At 71.8% G+C, this 12,586-nt stretch carries 11 protein-coding genes; 9 read left to right on the top strand and 2 right to left on the bottom strand.

Annotated features, from left to right (window positions below):
* Positions 1-158 precede the first annotated feature (158 nt).
* The 8 genes from M4V62_RS31850 (at position 159) to M4V62_RS31885 (ending at position 8,354) form a co-directional block, all read left to right on the top strand.
* Positions 159-1,121, top strand: coding sequence for a PP2C family protein-serine/threonine phosphatase (locus tag M4V62_RS31850; protein ID WP_249590640.1), 963 nt, complete (start codon positions 159-161; stop codon positions 1,119-1,121).
* Complete coding sequence (locus M4V62_RS31855) at positions 1,108-3,243, top strand: ATP-binding protein (RefSeq protein ID WP_249590641.1); 2,136 nt, start codon at positions 1,108-1,110, stop codon at positions 3,241-3,243. Before M4V62_RS31850 ends, M4V62_RS31855 begins: the two co-directional genes overlap by 14 nt.
* An 83-nt stretch (positions 3,244-3,326) precedes the next feature.
* Positions 3,327-3,476, top strand: a complete 150-nt coding sequence (locus M4V62_RS31860; RefSeq protein ID WP_249590642.1) for a hypothetical protein — start codon at positions 3,327-3,329, stop codon at positions 3,474-3,476.
* Positions 3,473-4,153, top strand: a complete 681-nt coding sequence (locus M4V62_RS31865; protein WP_249590643.1) for a hypothetical protein — start codon at positions 3,473-3,475, stop codon at positions 4,151-4,153. Before M4V62_RS31860 ends, M4V62_RS31865 begins: the two co-directional genes overlap by 4 nt.
* Positions 4,154-4,220: 67 nt before the next feature.
* A complete protein-coding gene (locus M4V62_RS31870; RefSeq protein WP_249590644.1) occupies positions 4,221-4,985 on the top strand; it encodes an SDR family NAD(P)-dependent oxidoreductase in 765 nt (254 codons plus the stop codon).
* A 123-nt stretch (positions 4,986-5,108) separates the two neighbouring features.
* Entirely contained in the window at positions 5,109-5,897 is a 789-nt protein-coding gene (locus M4V62_RS31875; RefSeq protein WP_249590645.1) for an SGNH/GDSL hydrolase family protein, read from the top strand.
* Positions 5,898-6,005: 108 nt separating this feature from the next.
* Positions 6,006-6,572 carry a hypothetical protein gene (locus M4V62_RS31880; protein ID WP_249590646.1) on the top strand — a complete coding sequence of 189 codons (567 nt, stop codon included), beginning with the start codon at positions 6,006-6,008 and terminating at the stop codon, positions 6,570-6,572.
* A gap of 1,044 nt (positions 6,573-7,616) precedes the next feature.
* Complete coding sequence (locus M4V62_RS31885) at positions 7,617-8,354, top strand: SRPBCC family protein (protein ID WP_249590647.1); 738 nt, start codon at positions 7,617-7,619, stop codon at positions 8,352-8,354.
* Positions 8,355-8,384: 30 nt separating this feature from the next.
* On the opposite strand, the gene M4V62_RS31890 is transcribed toward M4V62_RS31885, so the two are convergent.
* A complete protein-coding gene (locus tag M4V62_RS31890) occupies positions 8,385-10,283 on the bottom strand; it encodes an endonuclease/exonuclease/phosphatase family protein (protein WP_249590648.1) in 1,899 nt (632 codons plus the stop codon).
* A gap of 328 nt (positions 10,284-10,611) precedes the next feature.
* Between M4V62_RS31890 and M4V62_RS31895 the strand changes: the two genes are divergently transcribed.
* Positions 10,612-12,075 carry a hypothetical protein gene (locus M4V62_RS31895; protein ID WP_249590649.1) on the top strand — a complete coding sequence of 488 codons (1,464 nt, stop codon included), beginning with the start codon at positions 10,612-10,614 and terminating at the stop codon, positions 12,073-12,075.
* Positions 12,076-12,135: 60 nt separating this feature from the next.
* Here M4V62_RS31895 and M4V62_RS31900 read toward each other — a convergent pair whose 3' ends face one another.
* Entirely contained in the window at positions 12,136-12,582 is a 447-nt protein-coding gene (locus M4V62_RS31900) for a hypothetical protein (protein ID WP_249590650.1), read from the bottom strand.
* Between the last annotated feature and the right edge of the window lie 4 nt (positions 12,583-12,586).

Genomic DNA, 12,586 nt, shown 5'->3' on the forward strand with positions numbered 1-12,586 from the left:
GACATCCGACCTTGATCTGTCATTTCGAGGCACCTCCGGCCCACACCACCAGCTACGGGAGAGATCCCGCTAATCTCCCGCTCACAGAACGTGAGGGGGTGGGCGCAATTGCGGCTCGGCGAAAAGCCCTTGGGGTGTGGTGGGCCCCGGAGATGTGGGTGGTCCTCACCAGCGGAGCCCTGACAGCCCACGGCGCCGTCACGGAGTGGCGGCTGACGGGCGGAGTCTCCCCGTCCGCCGTCGTCCTCGACTGCCTCCTGCTGGTCATCGGCGGTGGTGCGGCCGTCTACGGTGCGCGCTGCCGCGTCGGGCGGGAAGCCGAGCTGATCCACGTCGCACAGTGCTCGCGGGACGCGGTACTGCGTCCACTGGGGGCGGAGGTCGACGGGGTCGGCTTCTCCTCCCTGTACCGCGCCGTCTCGGGAGTCGGCCTCGGCGGCGATCTGTACGACCTGGCCCCATCGCCGTACGGGCCAAGGGTGTTGATCGGGGACGTGCGGGGCCACGGGCCGAAGGCCGCCGCGCTGTGCGCGGCCACGGTCGGAGCGTTCCGTGAGGGCGCCTGCAGCACGCCCGCCCTGGTGGACCTGGCCGCCCACCTCGACGCTCGGATCAGCGGCGATCTCGGCCCGGAGGACTTCGTCACCGTCCTGCTCGGCGAGTTCGCACCGGGCGAGGTGAGGCTGGTGAACTGCGGGCATCCGGCCCCGCTGCGCATCGGCCTGCGCGCCGAGCCGCTGACACCGATCCGGCCGTCGGCCCCGCTGGGGCTCGACCCCCTGCCCCAGCTGCAACGGGCCCGGCTGGGCGTCGGCGAACGGCTGCTGCTCTACACCGACGGCCTGAGCGAGGCACGCGACGCGAAAGGGACGATGCTCCCCCTGGACGACCGGGTCAGGCAGGCCGCGTGCCGGCCCCGACTGCCGGAGTGCCTCGACGCCCTGCTCTCCCTGGCGACCGCCCACGCCGGAGGCGCGCTCCAGGACGACCTGGCCCTGATCATGTGTGAGCCCCGCTGCGCGACGCCCACGGGCGATGCGGGCAGGACCCACGATTCCCCCGTCGCCCATGAGCGGCTCATGACTCCGCAACCAGGGAGGCGCAGCGATGGAGCCGACTGAGCGCCGGCCGGGAAACCTGCCGACGGAGACCACCAGCATGGTCGGCCGCAGCACCGAGCTTGAGCAGCTGGAACGGCTGTGCCGCCGCTCCCGGCTCGTCACGCTGACCGGTGTCGGCGGCGTGGGCAAGAGCAGGCTCGCCCGACGGACGGCCGCCGGACTGTGGCCCCGGTTCACGGACGGTGTGTGGTGGGTGGAACTGACCGGGCTGAGGGAGGGCGCACTCCTCGCCCACTCGATCGCGGAAGCCCTGCCCCTGGCCGATCAGTCCACCCGGCCCATGCTCGACGTGGTGGCCGACTACCTGGCCGAGCGGGAACTGCTGCTGGTGCTCGACACCTGCGAGCACCTGACCGAGACGTGCGCGATCGCCGTCGAGGCCCTGCTGCGTGCCGCGCCGGGACTGCGGATCCTGGCCACGAGCCGCCGCCGCCTCGGGCTCGTGGCGGAGGAGGTCTTCACCCTGGAGCCGTTGCCGGTGCCCCGGGGCCGGGAAGACATGGACGCGTCGGAGGCCGTGACGCTGCTGGTCGAACGGGCCGCGGAGACAGTGCCCGGCTTCACTGTGTCCACCGCCGACAGGGCCGATGTCGTCCACCTTTCCCAGCTCCTCGAAGGGCTGCCTCTGGCCATCGAACTCGCCGCGGCCCGGCTGGGCGAGATCCCCGTCGGCGAACTTCTCGAGCGGCTGCCGGACCGCTTCGGCGTCCTGCACGACGCCGACGAGACGCCGGACGCCGGACCGTCCCCGGCCTCCCGGTCGCGACCGGGCAGGGACACACCCCCCTGGCATCGGGCGCTGCGCACCACGATCGGCTGGAGCCACGAGCTGTGCACACCGGCCGAACGGCTGCTGTGGGCACGGCTTTCGGTCTTCGCCGGGTCCTTCGACACCGAGGCGGCCGTCGCCGTCTGCGCCGACGAGCACCTGCCCGGTCACGACATCCCCCGGCTGCTCGGCGTGCTCGTGGACAACTCCGTCGCCAACTGGCGGCCGAGCCCCGAGGGTTCGGAGCGGTTCCGGATGCTGGACACGCTTCGGGAGTACGGCGCCCACTGGCTGCGCGAACTGGGCGAGGAGGAGCGCCTGCGCCACCGGCACCTCGCCTACTACCGCGCGTTCGCCCACCGGGCGGACTCCGGGTGGCTCGGCCCGGAGCAGCTCACCTGGTACGCGCGTACGACATCGGAACACGCCAACCTGCGCGCCGCCCTGGACCTCAGCCTGCTGCGGCCCGTGGGACACGCCGCGCTGGAGCTGGCCGGGAACCTCTGGTTCTTCTGGCACGCCTGCGGGTTCCCGAGGGAGGGCGAGTACTACCTGGCACAGGCCATCGCCGCCGACCCCGAACCGTGTCCGGAGCGCGCCAAGGCCCTGTGGGCCGAGGGCTTGGTGCTCGTCACCCTGGGAGAGCCGGCGGCGGCAGGGGCGCGAGTCCCTGAGATCGCGGCGACGGGCGCCGGGTTCGGCTGCGCGGCGACGGCCGACCGCGCCGACACCCTGGCCTCGATCGCGGCGGTGATGCTCGGCGACCACGCACGCGCAGCGACCCTGTCCCAGGCGGTACTTGACCGGCACCGGTGCACCCCGCTGGCCCAGCCCGCACACTCGGCCGGTTTCGTACGCAGCCTGGTGTACATCGGCGAAGGCCGCATCGACGAGGCCGTCGGCGTGCTGGAGCACGTACGTGCCGACTGCGACCGGCACGGTGAGCAGTGGTCGCGTGCCTTCGCCGACTACATGTGCGCACGCGCCGAGCTGGCCCGCGGCCGGGTGCAGGCCGCGCTCGAACACGGCAGGGCCTCGTGGGTCGCCAAGCGGCGCCTCGACGACTCGCTCGGGATGGCGGTCGCCCTGGACGTACTCGGCGCGGCCGCGGCCGCGGCCGGCGATGCCCGGCAGACCGCCCATCTCCTGGGCCTCGCGCAGCAGTTGTGGGACACACTCGGCGCATCGCAGATCGGCGTCGCCGAATGGATCGCCACCCGGCGGACCTGTGAGGAGCAGGCTCGTCTCGCTCTGGGTGACGACGTCTACACCACCGTCTTCCAGGACGGCTACCGCACGCGTCAGGACGCCCCCGACCCACTGGTCCCCGGGGGCGGTCGGCACACTCCCTAGTGCCAACTCGCCCCCGTATGAGCCACCATGGGCCGGACGGTAGTCGACGGGCGGCCGCAGGGCCGCCGGCCACAGGAGGCGTCATGAGGCTGGGCAAAGCACTCGCCACCGGGATCGCCGAGGAAGCCCCGCGGGAGCAGCCGCGGCAGGAAGTACGTGAGCACGTGGCTCCGGAGCCCGAACAGAAGGCCGTGGCCGAGGAGTTGGCGGCCGAGGCGTCGGCGGCACGATGAGGCTGCGGCTCCCCGAGGAACGTCCGAAGGAGCCGCCGACCGGATACAAGATCGCCCGCCTGGCGCTGTCCCACGACGGCGCCAGGGCCGGGTTCACCGGCATCTCCCTGGGTGCGGCCCTGCCCTACGGCACGCTCGACGTGGCCCACTGCGTCTACGGCCGGCGGCACACGGCCCCGCACCGCCGCTGCGACTGCGGCTTCCACTGCGTCCACGAGCGGGCCGCGGCTCAGGCGCTCCTGTGCACCGGCGGGCACCGCGGGGCGGCGCTGCTCGAGGTGACGGTGCTCGGCGCGTACATCCGCTTCGAGCGCGGCTTCCGGTACGCGCGGCAGCGGGTGCGCTCGGTGACCGTGCGGCCGTGCGGCTGCGGCGCGCGGGCATCGGTCCTGGCGGACGCGGGGTGGGGCAGGCCCGGGTGGCGGGTGGTCGAAGGAGCGTGCGGCGGCTGCGCGGGCAGGCGTGCGTCGCTGCGGCTCGCGGAGTTCGCCCGCCTCGCCGGGGAGGGCCTCACGGTCACCGCGGCGCGCCCCGATTTTGTGCCGGGGACGCCTTCCGAGGCCATGGGGGTGCCCGAGCTGGTCGCGGAGGCGGCGCTGCTCCAGGCCAGGCTCGACCTGTTCCAGGGCGAGTTGGCACGTCTCTCGGGAGAGGGTGCGGGGGAGGAGAAGGGGTAGTCGCGCGCCGTCTGGCATGATCGGCGGCGGGGCGCGGCAGGCCGACATGACAAGGGCATGAGGCTTGATGAACAAGAGCGACAACCGAACAGAGACAGAAGAAAAGCGCGTGGCCCTGGTGACGGGTTCGTCGTCGGGCATCGGCGCGGAGGTGGCCAGACGCCTCGCCGCGGCCGGAGTCCGGGTGGTGGTCAACTCCGCCCGCTCGGTCGAGGCGGGCGAGAAACTCGCCGCCGAACTCCCCGACGCCGTCTACGTACAGGCGAACGTCGCCGACGAGACCGACGCCGAGCGCCTGGTGCAGTCCGCCGTCGACGCGTACGGACGCCTGGACATCCTGGTCAACTGCGCGGGAGCCACGCGCTTCATCGCCCATGACGACTTCGAGTCCGCCAACCCCCAGGTCTGGCGCGAGCTGTACGACATCAACGTCATCGGCGTATGGCAGACGATCACGGCCGCCGTCCCGCACCTCAGGGCGAGCGGCACGGGCAGCATCGTCACGATCTCCTCCCAGGCGGGAGTGCGCCCCGGCGGCAGCTCGATCCCGTACTCGGTCAGCAAGGCCGCCGTGAACCACATGACGAAGCTGCTCGCCAAGACGCTCGGCCCGGACGTACGGGTCAACGCCGTCGCGCCCGGCATGATCGACACCCCGTGGTTCGACGGCGTGGAGGGCATCGAGTCCGCGATGGAGGAGACGGCGGCGCGGCTCCCGCTGCGTCGCGTGGGCAGGCCGCAGGACATCGCGGACGCGGTCTTCGACCTGGTGAACGCCTCGTACATCACCGGTGAGGTTCTCTTGGTGGACGGCGGCGGCCACCTCCTCTGAGGCCACTTCCCAAAGGGGCCGGCGCGCAGCCGCACGGGCACGGCGTCGACGGCGGCCGGCGCCGGGTCCACGCCCGGTCACCACCGCGTTGACGTGCCCTGACTCCGGGGGGAGGCTCTGGCCATGACGACACATTCGTACGCTCGCTATGTCGCGATAGGTGACAGCCAGACGGAGGGTGTCGGCGACGGCGACGAGACCCGCGGCTACCGCGGCTGGGCCGATCGGCTGGCCGAGATCCTGGCCGGGGGGAACCCGGAGTTCGGCTATGCGAACCTCGCGGTACGGGGCAGGCTGACGGCGGGCATCAAGGCGGAGCAACTGGGCCCCGCCCTGGCGCTGCGCCCGGACCTGGTCACGGTCATGGCGGGCATGAACGATCTGGTGCGTCCCGGCTTCGACGCGGCTCAGGTGGCGCGCGACATCGAGGACATGTTCACCGAGCTGACCGCGGCGGGCGCGCGTGTGGCCACGGTGACGTTCCCTGACCTCGGGCGGATCTCGCCGCTCGCGCGCAGGGCGCTGCCCCGCGTCCTCGACCTGAACGCCCGCATCCGCGCGGCGGCGGACCGCCACGGAGTCGTCGTCCTGGACACGTTCCCGCACCGGGTCACCACGGACCCTCGCCTGTGGAGCGTCGACCGCCTGCACGCGAGCCCGCTGGGCCACGCCCGGATCGCCGCCGGGATGGCGGACGCGCTGGGCGTCCCCGGCCACGAGGACTGGGTGCGGCCGCTGCTGCCACCGCCGCCCGCGGTGTCCGTGCTGCGGACGGCGGTGGCGGAGGCGGCATGGTTCGCGGGGTTCATGGGCCCGTGGCTGTGGCGACGGGTCAGGGGGCGCTCGTCGGGCGACGGCCGCGAGGCGAAGCGGCCGGATCTGGGTCCGGTGGCTTCGCCTGAACGGGCTTGACGTCAACCAAACTTGAGGTCGCAGTGTGTACGTGACGGACGCGGAGCCACCCGCGTACCGCGTACCGCCTACCGGCGTACGGCGCACACACTGAAGGAGCAGCAGCCCATGACGAAGACACGCACGGACACCACGACTCTCCCCGACCCGGCCCGCGCGGAGGGCGGACTCGTCTTCCTCAGCACGTGGAGCACGGGTACGGCGGAGCGGCAGCGGGCGACGGTCGAGGCCATCGCCGAGGCCTGGGGGAGCCGTCCGTGGCCGCACGAGGGCCTGCTCTCGTACACCGTGTACGCCGGTGCGGACGGCTCGACGGTGGCGCATCGCTCGCACTGGCGTGACGACGAGGCGTACCAGGACTTCTTCGCCCACGGCAGGGACGAGCGGAACGCCGAGATCGACAAGGCGGTGCCGGGCATCGAACGGCTCGGGCTGCACAAGACGCGGCTGCGGGGTGGGGTGGCGCGGGCGGCGGGTGACGTGCGGGTGGTGGGGGTGGTCGTGATCAGTGAGGGGGAGGGGCTGCCGGGGGCGGCGCCGGGCCTGATCTCCGTCCACTTCCATGAGACGACGGAGGGCGGGCGGGTGCTCCGCTACGAGGAGTGGGAGAGCGGGGAGGGCCTGCCCGAGGAGGACAGCTACCGCTTGGCGTACGGCTTCGAGCCGGGGCGCTGAGAGGAGGCCACGGAGCACCCGTTGCCGGTGGCCTCAGCCCCCGCACTCCCCGTCGTCCCCCACGACAACAGCCCTCTGGACGAGAACAATCGCCGGTGGGACGGTGGAGTCCCCACCGGCACAAGCCCCCGAACAAGCCTTCCCCACCAACTCGATCCCCGCATCCCCCACACGAACAAGCTCTCCCGCCCACCCACCCGATTGCCCTGCGGTGTCGGGGAGTTGAGGAGGGCGGATGGGGGGCGCCGGGACAGGCGGGTGAGCAGCGAGATGGGGGTGGGCGGGGGCATGGAGCAGCGGGGCGGGTGGGGGGTGCCTACGGCAGTGGGGCGGCTGGGCGATCCGTACGAGCGGGGCATGAACACCCACTGTGGCTGCCACGCACCCGACCCACACTGGCGTGAGGGGGCCCTGCCCTCGGGATGCGGCGACTCTTCAGCAGCCGGGAGCGCGCCCGAGGGGTCGTGGCGGTTTGTCTGCCCGGAGCACGGTTCGCAGGACTCCCGTGCCGAAGCAACCCCGCGGCCACCGGACGATAGCGAGGACGGACATACCGGCGCGGCCCCGCACCCACAATCGGACGGGTGCCGTAGCTCGCATGCACCTGCAGTCGGCGGCGCTCGTGAGGGGACGTGCCGGTTTGTCTGCCCGGAGCACGGTTCGCAGGACTCCCGTGCCGAAGCAACCCCGCGGCCACCGGACGATAGCGAGGACGGACATACCGGCGCGGCCCCGCACCCACAATCGGACGGGTGCCGTAGCTCGCATGCTCCTGCGGTCGGGAGCGCGCCCGAGGGGTCGTGGCGGTATGTCTGCCCGGAGCACGGTTCGCGGCGTTCCGGTAGCGAAGTAGCTCTGCGGTCACCGGACGATGGCGAGGACGGACATACCGGCGCGGCCCCGCACCCACGGACGGACCAGCACCGCACCCGCCGAAGTGGCAAGCGCTCAGGCCGAGATGGTGGGGTGCGGCCCCGCCTCGCCCCGCCCCACGACGCACCAGCCCCGCAGCACCATCCGCACCCGCACCCCTAAGGAGTCGCCATGAGCAGTGGCAAGGAGTTTGAGATCGAGCGGGAGTTTGAGGTCGATGCCTCTCCTGTTGAGGTCTGGGACGCGTTCACCACCGGCACCGGCGGCTGGCTGTGGCCCATGGAGTACGAACCCCGGGAAGGCGGCGCCGCCCCCTCCGGCGGCATCGTCACCCACTGGGAGCCACCGCACCGCCTCACCGACCGAGTCGAGAACCCCGCAGGCCTCCCACCGGGCCAGACCTTCAACCAGCTCGACCGCACCATCGAACCCCGCGACGGAGGCCGCCGCTCCTGGGTCCGCTACGTGCACAGCGGCATCCTCACCACCGACTGGGCCAACCAGTACGACGGAGCCGGCAAGCACACCGACTTCTACCTGCACACCCTGCGCCAGTACCTGACGTACTTCACGGGCCTGCCCGTCACCTTCACCGCCCTCGACGGCCCCGCCCCCGCCACCGCCCCGGACGCCTTCGCCAAACTGGGCCGCCGCCTGGGCCTCCCCGACGACGCGGCGGAAGGCGCCCGCGTACGCGTGGACGCCCCCGGCGAATCCCTGGACGCGGTGGTCGACTTCCGCAGCCGGCACTTCATAGGCCTGCGCACGGACACCGCGCTCCACCGCTTCTTCGGCCGCAACCACTTCGGTGCCCCCGTGGGAATCAGCATCCACGACTTCGCCCCGCAGGCGGACGCCAAGGGCACCGAAATGGCTTGGAGGGACTGGCTGCTCAGGCTCTACGCGTAGCGAGAGAGACCGAACCGCCCAGCAGCCGGCCTACGGCCGGAACCGCAGCACCTGCGGATCATGATCACTGTTCTGCTCCGCGAACTCCGCGTTGATGTGCACGCTGTCGTACGCGAAGCCCTTCGAACCCTTCGAGTCCTTCGAGCCCTTCGAGCCCTTTGAACCCCCCACCCCCGGACTCGTCAGGATCTGGTCCAGGACCTGGGAGTTCCCCTGGTACACGTACGAGTAACGCTCCGCCCGCGGGAGGGACTTGACGGCAGACTTCAACGCACCCCCCGCCTCCAGCGCCGCAGTCGTCGCCGAGAACTCGAAGTCGTTCACGTCCCCCACGACCACCACATCCGCCCCCTTCTGCACCTTCTCCACATCCCGCACAAACGCATTCACCGCCTGAGCCTGCCGCAGCCGCTTCGCCTCAGACGACCGCACCGGCGGCTGATGCCGCGACGTCAGACCCTCGTCGCCGCCCTTCGACCCGAAGTGGTTGGCGACCACGAACACACTCCGCCCCCGGAAGCTGAACTCCCCGGCCAGCGGCTTGCGGCTGTCCGCCCAGGCCGTGTTCGCCGGGTCGATGCGCCCGGGGGAGAGGGTCAGCGCGGCGCGTCCGGAGGAGGAACGTACGACACCCGTGCCCGTCGTCGCGTCCCCCGCGCCCCGGTCCGTGAACGAGACCCGCTCGGGGTTGAAGAGGAACACCTGGCGGATGTTCCCGCCCGGCTCCCCGCCGTCCTTGTTGTTCTCCGGGTCGATGGACCGCCACGCGTAGCGGGGCCCGCCCGCCGCGACGATCGCGTCCGTGAACTTCTTCAGAGTCGCCTCCGCCGAGACGGTCCCGTCGTTCTTCGCGCCGTTGTCGTCCTGGATCTCCTCCAGGGCGAGGATGTCGGGCGAGGCGAGATTCGAGACGACGGCCTCCGCCAGTGCGTCGAACTTCGTCTGCGGATCACCGGGGTCGAGGTTCTCGACGTTGTACGTGGCGACGGCGAGCTCGTCCTTGGCCTGCCGCCGCGTCTTCTCCCGTACGAGCCCCTTGTCCGTGACCTTGCCCAGCGTCCGCGCGACCAGCGTGTATCCGCCGAACTGGTTGAAGTCCAGGGGGCCTTCCGCGCCACCGGACAGCGCGTCGCCGACGTTCGCCTTCGGGAACGGCTGCTCGGAGACCGGAGCCAGCTGCTGGATCTGCAGGCGCCCGGTGTTCTGGTCGTCGTAGGACTTGTACACCGCGCCGCCGCGCCGGCTCGGATTCTCGTGCGGCTTCACGGTGATCCACAGCTCCGAGTACGGATCCGTGGCCCCGACCACGCGCGAGGTGCCGACGCGTACGTTCATGCCCTCCAGGGACTCGTACAGGTCGAGGGCGTACGAGCGGGGCTTCAGCGGGAGCGCGTTGACGCTGCCGCCGTCTCCGGGGTCGCCGTCGGGCGCGTACCGGGAAGGCACCGACTTGGCGCTCACCGTGACCGGCGCGGGCAGCGCGTTGCCGGACGACTCGACCGTGACCGTCGGCTTGGTGAGCTGGGTCAGCGACTGGTTGCCGGACGCCTCGCCGCCGGGAACGTACTCGCTGACGGTCCCGGAGACACGGACCGCGTCACCGGCCTTCACTGTCAGGGCTGCGGACCCGGTGTAGACGAAGACGCCCTCGCTGGTCGAGGGGTCCGCATCGGCCTCGGGGTCCTGGATCCAGAAGCCCTTCGAGCCGTACGAACGGACACCGGTCACGATGCCCGTCACGTCCTTGACCTGCTGGCCCGCGAGGGGCGAGAGGCGGGTGGTGCCCTGGATGTCGTGGACGCGGACCTCGGCGGCGGACGCGGACGAGGAGCTCACGGCGAGCAGACCGGCCGCGAGGGCGGTGGCCACGACCGCGGAGACGGCGGCGGATCTCACGGCGGGCCGGGTGGCACGGGATATGTGCGGCATGGAGGGACTCCGGATGAGGGTGAGGTCGTATGAAGCGAGTGAGAGCTGCTGGGGCGGACGAGGCAGACGGGGCAGACAGGTCGGACGGGCGGACGGAGCCAGGGAGGTGACCCGCCGCGCCCAGCGCTCTACGCGCGTCAATCTCTTGCGTGGCCAGGGGAGTTGTCAAGGTTCGGCGGGTGTTCTCACCGTGTATGTCTTCTGACAGGGACATGAACCGGGCGGCATGGGTTCAAATCCGTCTAGGCTTCAGCCCAGCCGACCCTTCCCCAGGCTCCCGACTCAGCTCGACCAGGGGAGGCCCCATCCTTCGGAGGAGAATCAGCCGATGTCCGTAAGTCCCGCCACCCTGCCGCCGGTGCTGCTGCACTCCGAAGCGGAACTCGCGCGGGCCGCGCTCGCCACGCCGCTGCTCTCCCGCGCCGCGCGGCTCGCCCGCTGGGCCGGCCCCGAGACACGGGTCGGAGCAGGCGGCGAACTCGTCGAGGAGCAGCTGCCGGCCGCCGCGGCGGAACTGGGCCTCGCAGTGGACGACCCGGACGCCGCCGCGTACGCGAGCGAGGCCTGGCGCGTGGCCGTCGACACCGGCCTGGTGGACGTCACGGACGGGGACGAGGCCGAGGGCCCCGACGGAGCGGACGCGCTCGGCACGGTGACCGCGGGTGAGGACCTCGCCGCCCTCACCTCCGGCAGCCCCCAGGACATCCTCGCTGTCTGGCTCGGCGCCCTGGACACCGTGTACGGGGACGCGACCGTGCCCGACATGGACAACCTCCTGGACGTCCTGGAGGAGAACGGCGAGATCGACTTCGAGGAGCTCGGCTGGGACCCGCAGGCGGAGGCGGACTTCCTGGACGGCGTGCTCGGCAACCTGTACCTGCTCACCGCCGGGGACGCGGGCGCGGGCGAGGCGGTGCCGCTGCCCGCGCTCGCCGCGTCGATGATCGTGCCCGACGACATGGGCGAGCCGACGGACGACATCCTGGAGCAGGTGTCGGACGCGATGATGAAGCTCGACGACCAGTTCCGGCTCTTCGAGCCGCTGGGGCTCGTCGAGTACCAGCCGGTCGACGAGGCCCTCATGGCCGACATCGACGAGGCCGAGGCGCCGCTGCCGGACGACGAGGACGTCACGCGGTACGGCATGGTCCGGCTTACCCCGCTCGGTGTGTACGGCATCCGGGCGCGGATGCTGGAGGCGGGCGTGGACGCCCCCGCCGTCGGCGATCTCGCCGACAAGGGCGCCGACGCGCTGCTCGAAGGGACGGCCGGTTTCCCGCAGGCAGCCGCGCAGGCCGAGATCGAGCTGTGGCTCGCCCGGCACGAACCGCTGGACGCGGCACGGGAGTTGCTGGCCGCCGCGCGGGGCGGTGACGAGGGCGCGCCGCTCAGGCGGCTCCGCTGCCAGCAGGCGCTCTCGCTGGTGGGCCGGGAGGCCGAGCCCGCGCTGCGGGACGTGCTCGACGACGCCGAGCTCGGTGGGCTCGCCCGGGTGTGGCTTGCCGAGCACGGGGCGGCGGACGTGCCCGCGCCCTCCGAGGCGCTGGTCTTCTGGCTGACCATCGACACGATCGCCGCGCAGCTCGCCGCCGAGGGCAACTCGGACGAGCTGCAGGGCCTGGTCGAGGGGCTCTCGGAGCAGCACAGCGGGTTCTTCGCCGCGGCCTGGCGGGTCGAGCACCCCGCCACCGCCGATGTCCTGGAGGCGATGGGGCGGCTGCACCCCGACAAGAAGGTGGCCAAGGAAGCGCGGAAGGCGGCGTTCAAGGCCCGGTCGCAGCAAGGGATGTGATGAGCACAGAGCCGTACCGGGCGGGCCGGAGTTCCCGGCCCGCCCGGTAGTGGTGTCAGCTCAGCACTCGTACCTCGTCGTGTGCTTGAACGACGACGTCGCGCCGTCGAAGCCGTACGTCCCCCGGTACGCCGGAGGGTTCTGGTACTCGCCCACGATCGTGATCGTGTTCGCGCAGGAGCCCTGGCCCGTGCGCTTGGCGTCCAGGCGGATCGTGTCGCCGATGAAGCCGCCCGTGATGTCCCAGGGGGCGCCGCAGATGCCGGAGGTGATCTGGCCGCCGGTCACCACGTGCGGGTGGGTGTTGGGGTTGTACTTCGCCTCGATGGCAAACGTGATCGCGCCGTTGTGCAGCTCCAGCTTGCAGGTGGTGGAGACCGCCTCGGCGGACACGTCCTGGGGCGCGGCGAACGCCTCGTCGCGCGTCTTGACCTCGGCGCCCTGCGGGTTGTGGAAACGGTGCTCCGCGCGGGCCTGGCCCTTCTGCTTGCGTGACTGAGTGGTCATGAAG

Origin of the sequence: Streptomyces durmitorensis (assembly GCF_023498005.1) — a bacterium.
Classification (GTDB): Bacteria; Actinomycetota; Actinomycetes; order Streptomycetales; family Streptomycetaceae; genus Streptomyces; species Streptomyces durmitorensis.